Source organism: Superficieibacter sp. BNK-5, from assembly GCF_047456055.1.
Lineage (GTDB): Bacteria > Pseudomonadota > Gammaproteobacteria > Enterobacterales > Enterobacteriaceae > Superficieibacter.
In genome coordinates, this window is sequence record NZ_CP179893.1 from 4,812,843 (window position 1) to 4,830,525 (window position 17,683).

19 protein-coding genes are annotated in these 17,683 nt (G+C 56.2%); 4 read left to right on the forward strand and 15 right to left on the reverse strand.

All coding sequences use genetic code 11. The features are described 5' to 3' along the window. Nucleotide 1: 1 nt before the first annotated feature. A complete protein-coding gene (locus ACMGGS_RS22935; RefSeq protein WP_414164516.1) occupies nucleotides 2–775 on the forward strand; it encodes a MurR/RpiR family transcriptional regulator in 774 nt (257 codons plus the stop codon). A 238-nt stretch (nucleotides 776–1,013) separates the two neighbouring features. Here ACMGGS_RS22935 and sseB read toward each other — a convergent pair whose 3' ends face one another. From sseB to trmJ, 11 genes are all read right to left on the reverse strand, one after another. Beyond that, on the reverse strand, nucleotides 1,014–1,790 hold the full coding sequence (gene sseB, locus ACMGGS_RS22940) for an enhanced serine sensitivity protein SseB (RefSeq protein WP_414164517.1): 777 nt from the start codon (nucleotides 1,788–1,790) through the stop codon (nucleotides 1,014–1,016). A 138-nt stretch (nucleotides 1,791–1,928) separates the two neighbouring features. Then, nucleotides 1,929–3,218, reverse strand: coding sequence for an aminopeptidase PepB (gene pepB, locus ACMGGS_RS22945; RefSeq protein ID WP_414164518.1), 1,290 nt, complete (start codon nucleotides 3,216–3,218; stop codon nucleotides 1,929–1,931). Between the two features lie 62 nt (nucleotides 3,219–3,280). Further along, the gene (gene iscX, locus ACMGGS_RS22950) at nucleotides 3,281–3,481 is read right to left on the reverse strand and encodes a Fe-S cluster assembly protein IscX (protein ID WP_414164519.1); all 201 of its coding nucleotides are present in this window, start codon (nucleotides 3,479–3,481) and stop codon (nucleotides 3,281–3,283) included. A 1-nt stretch (nucleotide 3,482) separates the two neighbouring features. Then, on the reverse strand, nucleotides 3,483–3,818 hold the full coding sequence (gene fdx, locus ACMGGS_RS22955) for an ISC system 2Fe-2S type ferredoxin (protein WP_176917153.1): 336 nt from the start codon (nucleotides 3,816–3,818) through the stop codon (nucleotides 3,483–3,485). 1 nt (nucleotide 3,819) lies between these two features. Beyond that, a complete protein-coding gene (gene hscA / locus ACMGGS_RS22960; protein ID WP_414164520.1) occupies nucleotides 3,820–5,670 on the reverse strand; it encodes a Fe-S protein assembly chaperone HscA in 1,851 nt (616 codons plus the stop codon). 14 nt (nucleotides 5,671–5,684) lie between these two features. Next, nucleotides 5,685–6,200 (reverse strand): co-chaperone HscB, encoded by a 516-nt coding sequence (gene hscB, locus ACMGGS_RS22965; RefSeq protein WP_414164521.1) that lies wholly within the window; start codon nucleotides 6,198–6,200, stop codon nucleotides 5,685–5,687. A 76-nt stretch (nucleotides 6,201–6,276) separates the two neighbouring features. Continuing rightward, nucleotides 6,277–6,600 carry an iron-sulfur cluster assembly protein IscA gene (gene iscA / locus ACMGGS_RS22970; RefSeq protein ID WP_176917156.1) on the reverse strand — a complete coding sequence of 108 codons (324 nt, stop codon included), beginning with the start codon at nucleotides 6,598–6,600 and terminating at the stop codon, nucleotides 6,277–6,279. Nucleotides 6,601–6,611: 11 nt separating this feature from the next. Then, nucleotides 6,612–6,998, reverse strand: coding sequence for a Fe-S cluster assembly scaffold IscU (gene iscU / locus ACMGGS_RS22975; protein WP_103677685.1), 387 nt, complete (start codon nucleotides 6,996–6,998; stop codon nucleotides 6,612–6,614). 24 nt (nucleotides 6,999–7,022) lie between these two features. Next, nucleotides 7,023–8,237, reverse strand: a complete 1,215-nt coding sequence (iscS, locus tag ACMGGS_RS22980) for a cysteine desulfurase (protein ID WP_414164522.1) — start codon at nucleotides 8,235–8,237, stop codon at nucleotides 7,023–7,025. Between the two features lie 152 nt (nucleotides 8,238–8,389). Continuing rightward, nucleotides 8,390–8,881 carry a Fe-S cluster assembly transcriptional regulator IscR gene (gene iscR / locus ACMGGS_RS22985; RefSeq protein WP_276158055.1) on the reverse strand — a complete coding sequence of 164 codons (492 nt, stop codon included), beginning with the start codon at nucleotides 8,879–8,881 and terminating at the stop codon, nucleotides 8,390–8,392. 422 nt (nucleotides 8,882–9,303) lie between these two features. Beyond that, the gene (gene trmJ / locus ACMGGS_RS22990) at nucleotides 9,304–10,041 is read right to left on the reverse strand and encodes a tRNA (cytosine(32)/uridine(32)-2'-O)-methyltransferase TrmJ (RefSeq protein ID WP_414164523.1); all 738 of its coding nucleotides are present in this window, start codon (nucleotides 10,039–10,041) and stop codon (nucleotides 9,304–9,306) included. Between the two features lie 120 nt (nucleotides 10,042–10,161). Between trmJ and suhB the strand changes: the two genes are divergently transcribed. Further along, entirely contained in the window at nucleotides 10,162–10,965 is an 804-nt protein-coding gene (suhB, locus tag ACMGGS_RS22995) for an inositol-1-monophosphatase (RefSeq protein ID WP_176917160.1), read from the forward strand. 53 nt (nucleotides 10,966–11,018) lie between these two features. After that, nucleotides 11,019–11,867 (forward strand): alpha/beta hydrolase, encoded by an 849-nt coding sequence (locus ACMGGS_RS23000; protein WP_414164524.1) that lies wholly within the window; start codon nucleotides 11,019–11,021, stop codon nucleotides 11,865–11,867. Here ACMGGS_RS23000 and ACMGGS_RS23005 read toward each other — a convergent pair. Both ACMGGS_RS23005 and ACMGGS_RS23010 read right to left on the reverse strand, forming a co-directional pair. Continuing rightward, nucleotides 11,864–12,844 (reverse strand): nickel/cobalt transporter, encoded by a 981-nt coding sequence (locus ACMGGS_RS23005; protein WP_414164525.1) that lies wholly within the window; start codon nucleotides 12,842–12,844, stop codon nucleotides 11,864–11,866. The two genes, ACMGGS_RS23000 and ACMGGS_RS23005, sit on opposite strands and share 4 nt — an antisense overlap. After that, entirely contained in the window at nucleotides 12,829–13,473 is a 645-nt protein-coding gene (locus ACMGGS_RS23010; RefSeq protein WP_414166337.1) for a DUF1007 family protein, read from the reverse strand. Before ACMGGS_RS23010 ends, ACMGGS_RS23005 begins: the two co-directional genes overlap by 16 nt. Nucleotides 13,474–13,709: 236 nt before the next feature. Between ACMGGS_RS23010 and csiE the strand changes: the two genes are divergently transcribed. Further along, nucleotides 13,710–14,987, forward strand: a complete 1,278-nt coding sequence (csiE, locus tag ACMGGS_RS23015) for a stationary phase inducible protein CsiE (protein ID WP_414164526.1) — start codon at nucleotides 13,710–13,712, stop codon at nucleotides 14,985–14,987. Here the strand turns inward: csiE and ACMGGS_RS23020 are convergent. Both ACMGGS_RS23020 and glyA read right to left on the reverse strand, forming a co-directional pair. After that, entirely contained in the window at nucleotides 14,984–16,126 is a 1,143-nt protein-coding gene (locus tag ACMGGS_RS23020; protein ID WP_414164527.1) for a 3-phenylpropionate MFS transporter, read from the reverse strand. The genes csiE and ACMGGS_RS23020 overlap by 4 nt on opposite strands. Nucleotides 16,127–16,261: 135 nt before the next feature. Beyond that, the gene (gene glyA, locus ACMGGS_RS23025) at nucleotides 16,262–17,515 is read right to left on the reverse strand and encodes a serine hydroxymethyltransferase (protein WP_414164528.1); all 1,254 of its coding nucleotides are present in this window, start codon (nucleotides 17,513–17,515) and stop codon (nucleotides 16,262–16,264) included. Nucleotides 17,516–17,683 lie beyond the last annotated feature (168 nt).

Sequence of the window (17,683 nt, forward strand, 5' to 3'; positions counted from 1 at the left end):
AATGGATAATCGGCTGGCCTCCCTGCTTTCGCGCGGGGAATTATTAACCCGCGCGGAATACCGTGCTCTGGCGCACCTGACGGAGCATCCCTTGCTGGTCGGCCATATCACGGTGCGGGAACTGGCAAAAAGAACCTATGTCTCCACCGCGACGATTGTACGGTTGTGTCAGAAGCTGGGCTTTAGCGGCTACAGCGAGTTTATCTGGCATTGTAAGCAACTCTTGTCTGACACCCCGCATATCCGTGAGCCGTCCCCTGACACGGTTGATCATCTGCCGGAGCTGTTTGCGCGCTTTGTCGCCAACTATCAGCAGACCTTTCGCTGGGTCAGCATGGAGAAACGCCAGCGGTTCTCTGCTCTTTTGCGCGATAAAGAGAGCTTTTTTCTTTACGGCGCGGGGTTTTCTTATCTCTTCGCGGAATACCTGACCAAAAAATTACAGGTACTGGGTAAAGCGGCGTTTATTTCCGGCCCCGGCGACAGCCGCAATATTTTTCTCAGCAACGCCGCACGCTATCAGGTGTTTATCGCCGTTTCGCGTAGCGGGGAAACCGAGCAGGTGCTGGATAAAGCAAGGATCGCCAGGAATGTCGGCATGACGGTGGTGGCGTTTACCCGCGCCTCGGCGAATAGCCTGGCTGCCATGGCGGATCTGCATTTCGCGCTGTATGACGAAGCGGTGCATTTTGCGGCTGAAGCAGCCGCGATCACTTCGTTTGAATCGAATCTGGTGCTGCTAATTGATTTACTGCTGCTGGAGGCAACGGAGTAAAACGCAGATTCGCGTGGATGCCGCCCTTCAGGGCGGCTGAGGTTGATGACAAACCTGTTTGGCTATTGTGCACGCCGTTTTGCCGGGTGGCGGCTTCGCCTTACCCGGCCTACGAAAATCTACAATATCAGCAAGTTACACCATAAACGTAGGCCCGGTAAGCGCAGCGCCACCGGGCAAAATTCCACGGTATCACGTTTGTCAACAGTCTGTGCCGCCCTTCGGGGCGGCTTTCCATTCAAATAATCCGGTTCTGTTTAAAATCACGCAGGAAACTGCCCCAGCGCTTTTCGTAGAACGGCGTGATATGCGCCAGCATAAAGTGGCTGATGCCCTTTTCACCTTCCGTGACCTGACAAAGATCGACAGGCTCATCGCCGGGCAGCGTATCGCTCGCCACGCTACCGGCAGCGTGGATAATCTCTTCGATATCCCCTTCCGCTTCAATACCAATCAGCAGGTTTGGCTGCTGATCCGCGCTTTCTTTGATCGAGCAAACAAAGGCACGTTTCACCGTTTTCAGGGTTTTAAACAGGGTAATCAGTGAGTCGATCATCTGGGCGGGTGGTTCCGCGACTTCGGATAACAGAAGCGACGTTCCCCCTTCCAGCACCTGCTGCGTGCTGAGCGGGTTGCCTTCGTCCGCAATCAGATGACTGATTTCACGCGGGGTAAACTCCTTCCCGGTGGGCAGTTTGGCATTGAGGAACAGCGTTTCGCCGAGCGTCATCTCAAACAATGTGCGCACTGGCATCACAACAAAAGCCTGTTCTGCGGTGACCGCCTGCTGTAGCGCCTGCAATGAGGAAAAGAAGGGCACCACAGAGGTTCCATCGTCTTTTTCCCAGTGCTGAAGATCCAGCGCGCTATCCGCAACTACGGCTTCACCTTCGGCAGCCGTTCCTGGCACCCAGACGGTCGATTCCAGCAGGGTACGAAAAAATGCCGGACGGTGTGCCGGTTCGGTCGCAGCCTGCTCCAGCAGGGTTTCTAATTCGTTTTTTGTGTCAGACATAAGCTCGCTACTTCAAAAATGCCGGGTGGCGCTTCGCTTACCCGGCCTACGGTTCGCTGGGGAGGTAAGCAAAGCGCAATGCGCCACCTGCCATAACAGTGGGTAAGGCGGGTAAGCGACACGCCCCCGCCACACGATTTACTCTGCGATCAGCAAATTCGCAAGGGTGCGCACGCCCAGGCCAGTCGCACCTGCAGCCCACTGTTCCACTGCGCCTTTGCGGTAGGTCGCAGAGCAGTCGATATGCAGCCAGCCCTGCTGATAATTTTCCACAAAGTGCGACAGGAACCCGGCGGCGGTACTTGCGCCTGCCGGATAGGTGGCGCTGCCGGTATTGTTCAGCTCGGCAAAGTTTGACGGCAACTGGCTACGGTGGAACTCGGCCAGCGGCAGACGCCAGAACGGCTCATTCTCCGCCTGCGCGCTCGTCAGCAGACGGTTTGCCAGCGCATCGTCAAAGCTGAACAGCGCGTGGTAGTCATTACCCAGCGCGGTTTTCGCTGCCCCGGTCAGGGTTGCAGCATCAATCAATAGCTCCGGCTTCTGCGCCGCGGCGTCAATCAGGCCGTCTGCCAGCACCAGGCGGCCTTCGGCGTCGGTATTCATCACTTCAACGGTTTTGCCGTTACGATAATGAATGATATCGCCCAGCTTAAATGCGTTACCGCTGACCATGTTATCAGCGCAGCACAGGTACAGTTTCACGCGCTTGTTGAGACCACGCTGAATAGCGAATGCCAGCGCCCCGGTCACCAGCGCCGCGCCGCCCATGTCGGATTTCATCGAGTCCATAAAGGCGCTCGGTTTCAGGCTGTAGCCGCCGGTGTCAAAAGTGATGCCTTTACCTACCAGACAGGCGTAAACCGGGGCGTTTTTATCGCCCGTTGGGTTAAAGTCGAGCGCCAGCAGCACCGGCTGACGGTCGGAACCGCGGCCCACGGTATGCAGACCGAGGTAATTCTGCTCGCGCAGATCTTCACCTTTGGTAATACGATAAGAGACCTGCTCGCCCGCCACGCCGGACAGGAGGTCCACCGCACGCTGAGCCAGTTGCTCAGGGCCAACCTCTTCGGCTGAGGCATTGATAATATCGCGCACCCAGTCGATGATTTTCAGACGGCTATCCAGCTCTTTCTGCTCTGCGGCTTCCAGTGTCGCCCACTCCACTTTACGGCTGCCCTTCGGCCCTTTATAGCCCTGCCAGAAGGCCCAACTGCGATCTGCATCCCAGCCTTCGCCAGCCAGCTGGACGTGTTTAATGCTCAGCCCGTCGATTTTACGCGCCGCACGCTGGATCAGGCCCAAGTCATCTTTACCGTTCAGGTGCAGGGAAATGCCGTCATTGTTGATGCTGTAAGCGGCTTTCTCACCCCAGCGCGCATCGGCGGGCTGCGTGGAAAGCGTAATTTTCATGGCGTCGGTTGTCATCGTTTTATCCTTTTTTATTAGCCCATGTATGCAAAAGGGCCGCCCGAAGGCAGCCCGACAACTTATTCTGCTTCATCTAACCAGACTAGCAGAATCGCCTCCAGAATTTTTTCATTGGATGCGTTTGGATCGTCATCGAAATCGTACAGTTCGCAGATCCACTGATGCAGATCGGTAAAACGCACGCTTTTCGGATCGAGATCCGGACGGCTGTCATACAGCGCCTCGCCGATTTCGCGGCTGTCGGTCCACTTCAATCCCATCTTAATGCTCCCGCGCGTGGTTAATGGTGTAGCGAGGGATCTCGACTACCAGATCGTCATCGGTGACGAGCGCCTGGCAGCCTAAGCGGCTTTCCGGCTCCAGCCCCCAGGCTTTATCCAGCATGTCGTCCTCGTCTTCCGTGCTCTCCGCCAGGGAGTCAAACCCTTCACGCACAATGCAGTGGCAGGTCGTGCAGGCGCACGATTTTTCGCAGGCGTGTTCGATTTCAATACCGTTGCGCAGGGCAACGTCAAGAATCGTTTCGCCAGTCTCAGCTTCCAGAACTGCGCCATCGGGACAGAGATCCTGATGAGGCAGAAAAACAATCTTTGGCATATTAAACCTCGTCCACGGAGTGGCCTTTCAGCGCGCTGCGGACGGACTGGTCCATGCGGCGAGCGGCGAACTCCTGGGTTTGCTTATCAACATTTTTAATGGCTTGTTCTATTGCGTCAGTATCATCGCCTTCGGCTGCAACGCGTAAATCATCTGCGGCCTCGTCAATAACATGACGCTCTGCGGCGCTTAGCAGCGCGGCATCGGCAGCGAGCGCGCCGGTCAAACTCTCCAGCACGCGCGCGGCTTCGACTTTTTGCTCCGCCAGCATCCGCGCCTGGACATCCTGCGCGGCGTAGCTCATGGAGTCCTGAATCATGCCGGCGATTTCGCTATCGGTCAGCCCGTAGGACGGTTTGACCTGAATGGACGATTCCACGCCGGTAGATTTTTCCATCGCCGTCACGCTCAGCAGACCATCGGCATCGACCTGGAAGGTGACGCGAATATGCGCCCCGCCCGCTGGCAGCGCCGGGATACCGCGCAGGGCAAAGCGCGCCAGAGAGCGGCAATCCTGCACCAGCTCACGCTCGCCCTGCATGACGTGGATGGACATCGCGGTCTGACCATCTTTAAAGGTGGTGAATTCCTGCGCGCGGGCCACCGGAATGGTGGTATTACGCGGAATGACTTTTTCGACCAGGCCACCCATGGTTTCCAGCCCCAGCGACAGCGGGATCACGTCCAGCAGCAGCATTTCGCTGTCCGGTTTGTTGCCGACCAGAATATCCGCCTGGATCGCTGCGCCGATGGCAACGACTTTATCCGGGTCGATGGAGGTCAACGGCGTGCGGCCAAAGAATTCGCCCACGCGCTCACGCACCAGCGGTACGCGGGTAGAACCGCCGACCATCACCACTTCCAGCACCTCTTCGGCTTCCACGCCCGCATCTTTCAGGGCGCGACGGCAGGCCATCAGGGTACGCTTAACCAGCGCGGAAATGAGATCGTTAAACTGTGCGCGGGTCACCTCGCCTTTCCAGCCTGCTACCTCAACGGCGACGCGGTCGGCATCGCTCAGCGCGATTTTAACGGCAATGGCGGCGTCGAGAAGCTGACGCTGTACACGGTCGTCGCTGCGGTCGGTCAGGCTTGCCTGCTCGCGGAAATGATCGGCCAGCAGATGATCGAAATCATCGCCGCCGAGCGCCGAATCCCCGCCGGTGGCCAGCACTTCAAATACGCCACGGCTTAAGCGCAGGATGGAAATATCAAAGGTGCCGCCGCCGAGATCGTAGACGGCAATCACGCCCTCTTTGCCGGAATCCAGACCGTAGGCAATCGCCGCCGCGGTCGGTTCATTCAGTAAACGCAGAACATGCAGACCCGCCAGCCGCGCGGCATCTTTGGTACCCTGACGCTGGGCGTCATCGAAATAGGCCGGAACGGTGATCACCACGCCGTCCAGATCACCCGCCAGCGCTTCACTGGCACGGGCGCTCAGAGCGCTAAGGATATCGGCAGAGATACGCACTGGATTCAGCACGCCCGCAGGCGTTGCAATCATCGGCAGGCCGTTTTCACTGGCCTGAAGCTGATAGGGCAAATGCGGATAACGCGCAGTGATGTCGGCCAGAGAACGGCCCATCATGCGTTTAACGGAGCTGACGGTATTTGCGGGGTCCTGCGCGGCGCGGTCGCGCGCATCATAGCCCACAACGTGCCCCTGCGTCTGGTAATGCACCACGGACGGCAGTAAATGGCGGCCCTGATGGTCAGGCAGCGTTTCAGCCTGGCCGCTGCGCACGGTAGCGACCAGCGAGTTGGTGGTGCCTAAGTCAATACCCGCCGCCAGACGACGCTGGTGCGGCGCGGCACTCAGACCCGGCTCACTAATTTGTAATAAGGCCATAATTGCTTCCGAAATTAAAAATCGAGCAGCTTTTCTTCGAGTTGTTCTGCTGAGCTTTGCAGTTTATCGAGAAAACGCAGTTTACGCACGGTATCCGCCGCCGCTTCCCACGTCTCACGATCGAGTTGTTCTACCATATGCTGATGGCGGACGGCATACATGCCCTTCACCCGTTTGATAAAGCCTTCCAGCCGCGCTTCATCTTTTGCCTGCGCAATCTCATCCAGCTCTTCGCGCAGCTCGAGCTGTTCCATCAGGAAAGCGGTATCGCGCACGGTATGCTGCTCGCTGGCGAGATCGAAACCGTGCAGCGAAAGCAGGTATTCAGCGCGCATCAGCGGATGGCGTAGCGTTTGCCAGGCCTGGTTAATCGTCGCCGATTTCTGCACCGCGGCCAGCTGTTCCGCCGCCGTACCGCTGGCAAATTTATCAGGGTGAAACTGACGTTGCAGATCCTGAAAACGTGTGGTCAGCGCCTGAATATCGACAGGATAGCGAGCGGGTAAACCAAAAAGAGTGAAGTAATCCATAACAATCTTAGGGTTAGCCTGTTAAAACAAACCCCACGCGCAGGTTGCTGCGGTGGGGTTTGTTGATGACACGGGGTTAAACGTTGAAGCTTTCGCCGCAGCCGCACTCGTCTTTTACGTTCGGGTTAGTGAATTTAAACCCTTCGTTGAGACCTTCTTTGACGAAGTCGAGCTGCGTGCCGTCCAGAAATTGCAGGCTCTTGCCGTCGATCACGACTTTAACGCCTTTGTCTTCGAACACGGTGTCTTCTGCCGCCGGCTCGTCAACAAACTCCAGCACATAGGCCATCCCGGAACAGCCGGAGGTTCTCACCCCCAGACGCAGGCCGAACCCTTTACCACGGTTGGTCAGGAAGGTATTTACTCGCGCGGCAGCACTGTCGCTCAGGGTAATCGACATAGAAACCTCTGTTATTTCACTTCACGTTTGCTTTTATAATCTGCGATAGCGGCTTTGATGGCGTCTTCTGCCAGGATGGAGCAGTGAATTTTCACCGGCGGCAGTTCGAGTTCATCAGCAATGTCGGTATTTTTGATTGCCTGCGCTTCGTCGAGGGATTTTCCTTTCACCCACTCGGTGACCAGCGAGCTGGAGGCGATAGCCGAACCGCAGCCGTAGGTCTTGAAGCGTGCATCTTCAATGATACCGTCATTATTGACTTTGATCTGCAACTTCATGACGTCGCCACAGGCCGGTGCACCGACCATGCCGCTGCCAACGTTCTCGTCGCTGTTGTCGAAAGAGCCAACGTTGCGCGGGTTCTCGTAATGATCAATAACTTTTTCGCTGTATGCCATGATTGAATTCCTCTTATCTACCGATTAATGATGTGACCATTCGATGCTGTTGATATCCACGCCCTGCTTGAACATTTCCCACAGCGGAGAAAGGTCGCGCAAACGGCCAATGGAGTTACGAACCAGCTTGATGGTGTAGTCAATCTCTTCTTCGGTAGTGAAACGACCTAAAGAGAAACGGATAGAGCTGTGTGCCAGCTCATCGGTCATGCCGAGCGCGCGCAGCACGTAGGACGGCTCCAGGCTCGCAGACGTACAGGCGGAACCAGAAGAAACGGCCAGGTCTTTCAGCGCCATAATCAGCGACTCGCCTTCAACGTAGTTAAAGCTGACGTTAAGGATATTCGGTGCGCCCTGCTCAAGGTCGCCGTTCAGGTACACTTCTTCCATGTCCTTCACGCCTTCCCACAGACGGTTACGCAGACCGCGCAGACGCGCCATCTCGCTTTCCATCTCTTCTTTGGCGATGCGATACGCTTCGCCCATGCCGACGATCTGGTGAACCGGTAACGTACCGGAACGCATACCGCGTTCGTGACCGCCGCCGTGCATCTGTGCTTCGATGCGGATACGCGGTTTACGGCGCACGTACAACGCGCCGATGCCTTTCGGGCCGTAGATTTTGTGGCCGGAGAAGGACATCAGATCCACTTTCAGCTGGCTCAGGTCGATAGGCAGTTTGCCAACGCTTTGAGTCGCATCAACGTGATAGATAATGCCACGCGCACGGCACAGGTCGCCGATGGTCGCGATGTCCTGCACCACGCCGATTTCGTTGTTAACGTGCATGATGGAAACGAGGATAGTGTCATCACGCATCGCCGCTTCAAGTTCTTTAAGGTCAATAATGCCGTTACGCTGCGGTGCCAGGTACGTGATTTCGAACCCTTCACGCTCCAGCTGACGGCAGGTGTCCAGCACGGCTTTATGTTCAGTTTTGCTGGTGATGATGTGCTTGCCTTTTTTCTGATAAAAGTTGGCTGCACCTTTAATCGCCAGGTTGTCAGATTCAGTCGCACCAGAGGTAAAGACCATTTCACGCGGATCGGCACCGACCAGATCGGCAATCTGGTTACGGGCGATATCTACCGCTTCTTCGGCTTGCCAGCCGAAACGGTGTGAACGGGAGGCCGGATTACCAAAGGTCCCGTCTAAGGTCAGGCACTGCATCATTTTCTCGGCAACACGCGGGTCCACCGGCGTGGTTGCGGAGTAGTCGAGATAAATCGGTAATTTCATTGCTCTTAAGCTCCGTACATCACTCATCAATGCAAGGAATCAGGCAACCGGCGAGATAGTTAACCGGGTTAACGGAGTTAATGCACCCCGGCCTGATTCAGAATACTTTTTTTGCTCCGCCGTTCAGTTATCTGAGCGACGGGCACTTTTTATTAGGCGCGTAACTTAACGTTGATCTGGTCCTGCGAGCGGGCGGTGCGCGGCGTCTCAAGGGTATGCTGACGGTCGGACACATCCAGGATTTCCTGGTTATTTACCAGTTCGCCCAGGGTAATGTTGTTCAGGAAACCGGTCAGACGGTCGCTCAGATCGCGCCACAGCGCATGGGTCAGGCACTTATCGCCACCCTGGCAGCCGCCTTTACCCTGACAGCGGGTAGCATCAACAGATTCGTCAACGGCGCTAATGACTTCGCCGACGGCGATGCTGCTTGCATCTTTACCCAGCAGGTAGCCACCGCCTGGTCCACGCACGCTGGAAACCAGACCGTTTTTGCGTAGACGGGAGAACAGTTGTTCCAGATAAGAAAGGGAAATCCCCTGACGTTCAGAAATATCAGCCAACGGTACCGGGCCGGATTCGGAGTTGAGCGCAACGTCCAGCATTGCGGTCACGGCATAACGCCCTTTAGATGTCAGTCTCATGTCTTACTTAACCTCAAACCTGGCCCTGCCTGGGCATTTTTATTAAAATCGGGGTGTGCTGCATAGCAGGGCCAAGTCTGACATTCCCGACTAAAATGGTCAACTATTTACTTGACTGTTTTAGTCAGGTATTTAACGTTCCGTGCGTTTGGCGGCCGAATGGCGCGTGTACCGTGGCTGTGATGCCGGGTGGCGCTTCGCTTACCCGGCCTACATACATTATGTACGATCCAGCATTACGTACGGAAATTCACCCTCCGTAGGCCCGTGCCTTCAGGGTCCCTCACCCCCGCCCTCTCCCGGACGGAGAGGGGGTAGTGTGTGCATCGGGTTAAGCCAGATGCCATATTGTAGGCCCGGCAAGCGCAGCGCCGCCGGGCAGGTCAACCCGTGGCCGCTTACCGTTGCCAGGCAGGCAAACGTCACTCTTCTTTATGTTTCTGCTCAATCGACGCCAGCACCCCGCGCAGGATATTCAACTCCTGGCTTTCGGGGCGCGCGCGGGTGAACAGACGGCGCAGCTTATTCATAACCTGGCCCGGATGGCCTTCGCGAATAAAACCGGTGGCCAGCAGCGTTTGCTCCAGATGCCCGTAAAAACGTTCAAGATCGTCTACCAGCGGGTACGGCGTTTCTTCCGGCGCAGCGATATCACCCTTCTCCTGCTCCTGCGTCGCCAGCCACGCCATGCGCACTTCATAGGCGATAACCTGTACCGCCATTGCCAGATTCAGCGAACTGTATTCCGGGTTAGCGGCGATTGCCACATGATAATGACACTTCTGTAGTTCGTCGTTGGTCAGCCCCACGCGCTCACGGCCAAACACCAGCGCCACCGGCGCATGTTCAGCCTCGGCCACGCTTTTCAGCCCGCACTCACGTGGATCGAGCATCGGCCATGGCAGGGTGCGCGAACGGGCGCTGGTGCCGACCACCAGGCTACAGCCGGTCAGCGCTTCATCCAGAGTATCGACGATATTAGCGTTGCCAATAACATCACTCGCGCCAGCCGCCAGCGCGATGGCCTGCGAGTCCGGTTTGACCAGAGGATTGACCAGCCACAGATTAGTTAAGCCCATGGTTTTCATTGCGCGGGCCACAGAGCCCATATTGCCGGTGTGGGAGGTTTCCACCAGCACAATTCGAATATTTTGCAGCATTGTCTTTCTTCGGCTAAAGATTATTCGGGCATCTTATCATAAACCGAAGACATAATCCGAATTCGCTGTTATGATATGCGCCGATTTTCCCCGTTCTTTAACATCCAGTGAGAATAACCGATGCATCCGATGCTGAACATCGCCGTGCGCGCAGCGCGCAAGGCGGGTAACCTGATTGCCAAACATTACGAAACGCCTGATTCCGTTGAAGCCAGCCAGAAAGGCAGCAATGATTTCGTAACCAACGTCGATAAAGCCGCCGAAGCGCTGATTATCGAAACCATTCGCAAATCTTACCCGCAACACACCATTATCACCGAAGAAAGCGGTGAACACGCAGGCGAAGATCAGGATGTACAATGGGTTATCGATCCACTGGATGGCACCACCAACTTCATCAAACGTCTGCCGCACTTCGCGGTATCCATCGCCGTGCGCATTAAAGGCCGCACTGAAGTCGCAGTGGTCTACGATCCTATGCGTAACGAACTGTTCACCTCCACCCGTGGTCAGGGCGCACAACTGAACGGCTATCGTCTGCGCGGCAGCAGCGCACGCGATCTGGATGGCACCATCATCGCCACCGGCTTCCCGTTCAAAGCGAAACAGCACGCTCCTGCGTATATGAAGATCCTCGGTAAAATGTTCACTGAATGTGCTGATTTCCGCCGCACCGGTTCTGCCGCGCTGGACCTGGCCTACGTCGCCGCGGGTCGCGTGGACGGTTTCTTTGAAATCGGCCTCAAGCCGTGGGACTTCGCCGCCGGTGAACTGCTGGCACGTGAAGCAGGCGCGCTGGTATGTGATTTCACGGGTGGCCATAACTACATGATGACGGGCAATATCGTTGCCGGTAATCCGCGTGTCGTCAAAGCTATGCTGGCGAATATGCGTGACGAACTGAGCGAAGCGCTGAAGCGTTAATCGCCTGACCTGGCCCCCGCGTTGTCGGGGGCTGGTTTAAAAGCTGAGACGGTATGGATACCATGATTCTGATAAAGCACTGGAAGCGTTTATTTATTATTTTCGTCCTCACGTTCTGCGCCTTTCTGTTGCCGCGCGTCGCCCTCAACTTCTTTTACTACCCTGATAACCATTACTATGGCTACCGCCCGGATATTTTCGAGCGCGTCGAGTTTACCGCCAAAGACGGCACGCACCTGACGGGCTGGTTTATTCCCTCGACAAAAGCCCCTCCTCTTGAGGCGAACGCAACCGTTATTCACGCGCATGGCAATGCGGGTAACATGACTGCCCACTGGCCGCTGGTCAGCTGGCTGCCTGAACGCAACTTCAATGTCTTCATGTTCGATTATCGCGGCTTTGGTGACTCTGAGGGCAAACCGACGCCGGAGGGGCTGTGTGATGATACAGAAAGTGCGATTGATTACGTGCGCCAGCGGGAAGATATCGATCCTGAGCGCCTCGTGCTGCTGGGACAAAGCCTCGGCGGTAATAACGTCATCGCCGCCGTCGGGCGCGGCGATCGCCAGGGTATTAAAGCCATCGCCATTGATTCAACCTTTCTTTCGTATTCAGCAAGCGCCAACGATGCCGTGCCCGGCATCGGTTTTCTGTTAGATGACGACTATAGCGCGCAGCGATACATCGCTTCGCTCAGCCCCATCCCATTGTTACTTCTGCACGGGACTGACGATCACGTCATCGCGACTTACCATACTGAAAAGCTGTTTGAGCTTGCCGCTGAACCGAAACAAAAAATCATTATTCCCGGCGGCAAACATATCGACGCGTTTGCCTCGCGCCACGGCGATACTTACCGGAATAAACTGGTTGAGTTTTATCTCTCCGCGCTGGCGCATTAAAAAGGACGCAGGCCACGCGCGACGGGTTGTGCGCTGAGCCACATCACCAGCGCCGCGGCGATAAGCACGCCGCCGCCTGCCAGTGCCAGCGTCGCCCAGCCGACCTGCCGCCATAGCACTGGCGCTTTATTGTCGCTAAGTTTCACCGCCAGCGAGCGGAAGCTGTGCACCAGCAGCGCCAGCGATGAGATGGTAATCGAGGTGCCCGCCGCCATCGCCAGTGCGGAGAGTACGCCCCAGCTAAAGACGCCGATCACCTTGCTGAACAGCAGCACCATAATTGCTCCGGAGCAGGGGCGCATTCCCATCGACAGCACAATCATTAGTCTGGCCCGCCAGTCATCGCCCGCCTGCCGTTGCTCGGGGGTGGGCAAATGCTGATGCCCGCAGCCGCAATGCGCATGATGCTGATGATGAGGCGTAAACGCGGTAAAGGTTGGCCTGCGCAGGAGTACACGCAGTTTTTTCAGCGCCCGCCAGCACAGCAATACGCCCAGTACGCCGACCAGCGCGTAACTGCCCTTCTCCATCCAGAAGCTGCTGAGGTGTAATTCCCGCGCGGGTAACTGCAATACGGTGAGAACAATCACTACCAGCGCAATCGCCACCAGCCCCTGAAGCAGGGATGCCGCCAGCGTCAGCCCGATGCTTGATTTAAGCTGCGAAGGATGGGTGGCAAGCCAGGTAGTAATTACGATTTTGCCGTGCCCCGGCCCCAGCGCGTGCAGTATGCCGTAGGTGAAACTAAACAGCAGCAGCGAAGCCCCGGCCCGCAGCGGACTGGCGGCAACCGCCTGGAGTAGCGCGCTCATCCGCTGGTTTACGTCACGCTGCCAGATAATGCTTTTGATCATCACCTGCGGCCAGTCATGCCACAGCCATATTGCGCCTGCCAGTGCCAGCAGCAAAAAAAGCGCCAGCGGCCAGAGATGAAGCCAGCGTCGCCTGCGGCGAACCGGATTTAAAACGAGGGACATTGTAATACCACCTGTTGTGCGAACTGCTTACCCAGATCCATGTCCTCCGGCGGCGCATCGGCTTTATCCAGCGACAACGCGTAAGCGGTCATTTTTTCATCCGGCTTCGGCGTATGGAGCGTCAGGGTACAGCGTGAGGCATCCTGGCCCGCAAAAGCAATATCACCTTTCCCGGCGTAGCTCATATCAACGAAGTACGTGGGATCGAAGGTCGAGAAGGTGTACGTTTGCCCTGACAACGGCTGCGGTTCGGCCAGCGGGAGCACAAAGGTCAGCACCGCCTTGTGCCCTTCCCGGGCGAGATGATATTCCGACGGGCGGTTCATAAATTTCACTTTCTGTCCGTTGTGCCACATCTCGCTAAAATAGTGCTGCCCCAGCACGTTAGCCATCACTTCCGCCGCCAGCTTTTTCCAGATTTCATCCCCCGGCTTCGCCTCACCCGCATCATAAAGCAGGTCCGCAGAGGTGATTTCATCCATCGTCCAGCGCATTTTGAGCGCGGTAAATTGCCCGTTTGCGGTTATTGCCTCGCTGCGCATGCTGATAAAACTGTGGGGATGCGCGGCTACAGGTAGCGATAAAAACCCGAAAATAAGCGCCAGGGCGCACGCTTTAACTTTGTTCATGAGCTTCTTACGTGAAAAATTCTGTGACATTCCCCAGCATTCCTTATGGAAAGACGTCCGGCTGCGCTTTCGCACTGCGATCCTTTAGCTATTCTTATACACAAATCCTTCAGGTTGCATCAGGGCAGTCAATAAATGCCTTTCTGCAACGTACATGAATACGTTGCAGGGGTAAATGTGCACGACGCCATTTGCAGGATATCGCGAACATTAACCCGTTAACTGGAACCTTACAGATGATGACACTTACCACTCCACCGTCTGTGCTTTCCAGTCCGCAGCGCCGATGTCAGGTGCTGTTGATGCTGTATCTGCCGGGGCATACCATTACCCCTGACTTTATTGGCAGAGTGAATAACGTAGAGAGTGCCGTGACCCGGCAGGATATCGCTGAGGCGAATCAGGAGATCCAGCGTTATCATCGTCTCACCATCAACTCACAGCCTGACGGTAGCTATCGGATTGAAGGCACCACTCTCGACCAGCGCCTGTGCCTGTTGCACTGGCTGCGCCGGGCGTTGCGTCTGTGTCCGCATTTTATCGATCAGCACTTCACGCCTGCACTGAAATCGCAAATGAAAGTGCAGGGTATCGCGCGCACGCTTTATGATGAAACCAACCTGCAAGCGCTGGTGAATCTCTGCGCCCGGCGGCTGGCGCGGCAATTTGAGTGTCGCGACCGGCATTTTCTGCGGCTCTACTTACAATACTGTTTGCTTCAGCATCAACTGGGGCTGTCGCCAGAATTTAACCCAACCCAGCAGATCTGGACGCAGGCGCGGGCTGAGTATATCGCCACCACGGATGTTATTCGCCACTGGCAGCGTCGGGTGACGCAAAAACTTCATGCCAATGAGCATCTTTTTCTGAGCCTGCTGTTTATGGTGCTGAGGACGCCGGATCCGTTGCGTGACGCGCATCAGCAGGACAGCCGCCTGCGTCTGATGATTGGTCAGCTTATCACTCGCTTTCAGCAGCTGGCAGGCCGACGTTTCAGTGATGAAGAGGGACTGAGCCGCCAGCTTTATATTCATCTGGTTCAGGCGCTGGATCGTAGCGTCTTCGGTATCGGGATCGATAACAGTCTGCCGGAAGAGATCAACCAACTGTACCCACGCCTGATGCGCACCACCCGCGAGGCGCTGCGCTGTCTGGAAGAGGGTTACGATCTTCAGTTTACCGATAATGAAGCCGGGCTGATTGCGGTGATCTTCGGAGCCTGGCTAATGCATGAAGACGATCTGCATGAAAAACAGGTACTGCTGCTGGTCGGCGACGATCCGGCGCTGGAGCAGGCGCTTGAGCGGCAGTTACGCGAGTTAACGCTGTTGCCGCTCAATATTAAATATCTTACGCTGCATGCCTTTCAGACGCAGGGCGCGCCGAAGGAAGTGACGCTGGTGGTCACGCCTTATGTGACTCTCCTGCCGCTGTTTTCTCCGCCGCTAATCCACGCCGAGCAGCCGCTCAGCGTGCATCAGCGTGAACATATTCAGCAAATGCTGGAGTCTTAACGCTGCTGCGCCGCCACGCGGGGACGCAGCAGCATCGCCGGGAGCGCCAGTAGCGCCATCACCCAGAACACACCCTGCTGAAGATGCTGATAGAGGAAACCGGCAAAAACGGTCATGACGGCAATACTGCCGCCCATTGCCACCGCCGAATACATCGCCTGCAGGCGGATAACCTCGCTGCCCTGACGTGCGGAAATGTAGCGCATTGCCGCAAGGTGGCAGACGGTGAACGTGCCGCAGTGCAGAATTTGCGCCACGACAAGCCACGGTAGCGTCGTTGACCAGCCAATAATCCCCCAGCGCAGCAGGCCGCATACGGCGGAAAGCAGTAACAAGTCGCGAGCGCTAAACCGACGAAACACCTTTTTACTCAAGGCAAACGTCACCACTTCCGCGACCACGCCCAACGACCATAAATAGCCCACGGCGGAAGCAGAGTAGCCCGCCCCCTGCCAGTAAATTGCGCTAAAACCATAGTAGGCCGCATGTGCGCCCTGCAGGCACGAGACACAGGCCAGAAAGCGCCAGTGCTGGACCAGCAGAGTACGCCAGGCACCCCACCCTGCCGCCTCCTGCTGACGCCTCTCACCCTGTGGCATAACCGACGGACGCAACAGCATACCAATTAGCATCGACGCCACGCCCACGGTAAGCAGCGCCAGAATGGCCTGCGAGTCATACAGGCTGACCAGTTTACCGGTTAGCGCGGAGCCAATCACAAACGCGATAGAACCCCACAACCGCACGCGGCCATAGTCCATCGTAATTTGCTTTTGCCAGGTATTCGCCAGCGCATCGGTCAACGGCACCAGCGGCGAGAAGAAGAGGTTGAACCCCACCATCACGACCATCAGCCACGCCACCTGCGTGCCAAACCAGAAGGCCAGCGCAAACACCAGCGTCAGCAATGCCAGTACGCGTAAGGCCATAATCAGACGAGAGGGATCGCTCACCCGCGGCGCAATCAGCAGGCTGCCGAGGAAACGCGCCACCAGCCCTGAGCCAAGCAGTAAACCGATGGTTTCCGGCGTCAGCCCGGTGCCTTTGAGCCAGACGCTCCAGAAGGGCAGAAAAATACCGTAGCTAAAAAAGTAGGTGAAATAACTGAGCGCCAGCCAGCGCGTCGAGTGCAAAACCATGATCCCCTCCCGTGTGGAGGCGATAGTCTGGCGATAAACGGTGCGGCTTGCAACGTTAAGCAACACATTATCAACATTGCTGAAAAACAGGCAAAAAAAAGACCGCGCGAGGCGGCCTTTGCAAACAATAAAGAATCAGGCGTAAACCGGGAAGCGTGCGCAGATATCCAGCACTTTACCTTTGATGCGCTCGATAACGGCGTCATCATTGATATTGTCCAGCACGTCACACATCCAGCCGGCCAGCTCTTTCACTTCCGCTTCTTTGAAGCCGCGACGAGTGACCGCCGGAGAGCCGATACGGATACCGGACGTCACGAACGGGCTTTTCGGATCGTTCGGCACGCTGTTTTTGTTGACGGTGATGTTGGCGCGGCCCAGGGCGGCGTCCGCTTCTTTACCGGTCAGGTTTTTATCTACCAGGTCCAGCAGGAACAGGTGGTTTTCAGTACCGCCAGACACCACTTTGTAGCCGCGGTTCAGGAACACGTCTACCATCGCTTTGGCGTTTTTCGCTACCTGCTGCTGGTAAACTTTAAACTCTGGCTCCATCGCTTCTTTCAGCGCCACGGCCTTCGCCGCGATAACATGCATCAGCGGGCCACCCTGAGCGCTGGGGAATACGGCAGAGTTCAGTTTTTTGTACAGATCTTCGTCGCCGCCTTTCGCCAGAATCAGGCCGCCACGCGGGCCGGCCAGCGTTTTGTGCGTAGTAGTGGTCACAACGTGCGCATGCGGAACCGGGTTCGGGTAAACGCCTGCGGCAATCAGTCCTGCGACGTGCGCCATATCGACGAACAGCCAGGCACCGATGCTGTCGGCGATTTCACGCATTTTCGCCCAGTCAACCACGCCGGAGTAAGCAGAGAAGCCGCCGATAATCATCTTAGGTTTGTGTTCCTGCGCCTGCTTCGCCATGTCTTCGTAGTCAATTTTACCGGACTCATCGATACCGTAAGGAATGATGTTGTACAGTTTACCGGAGAAGTTAACCGGAGAGCCGTGAGTCAGGTGACCGCCCTGCGCCAGGTTCATACCCAGCACGGTATCGCCCGGTTGCAGCAGTGCAGTATAGACCGCGAAGTTAGCCTGAGAGCCGGAGTGCGGCTGAACGTTGGCGTAATCTGCGCCGAACAGTTCTTTCGCGCGGTTAATCGCCAGTTGTTCAACGATATCCACATACTCGCAACCGCCGTAGTAACGTTTGCCCGGATAACCTTCAGCGTATTTGTTGGTCAGCTGAGAGCCCTGCGCCTGCATTACGCGCGGACTGGTGTAGTTCTCGGAGGCGATCAGTTCAATGTGCTCTTCCTGACGTACTTTTTCTTGCTCCATCGCCTGCCACAGTTCGGCATCATAATCGGCAATGTTCATTTCACGCTTTAACATCCGCATCTCCTGACTCAGCTAACAATTAAAATTGGGCAACGGCGGACAGTATAACCGATTGCCATCGCGATAACAGGTCTTGACAAACGATTTTACGCAAACGATTGGCATGGCGTCATATCAGGGTTTGTGCACTAAAAAGCTTACGCCCGGCAATGGAATTCTTTT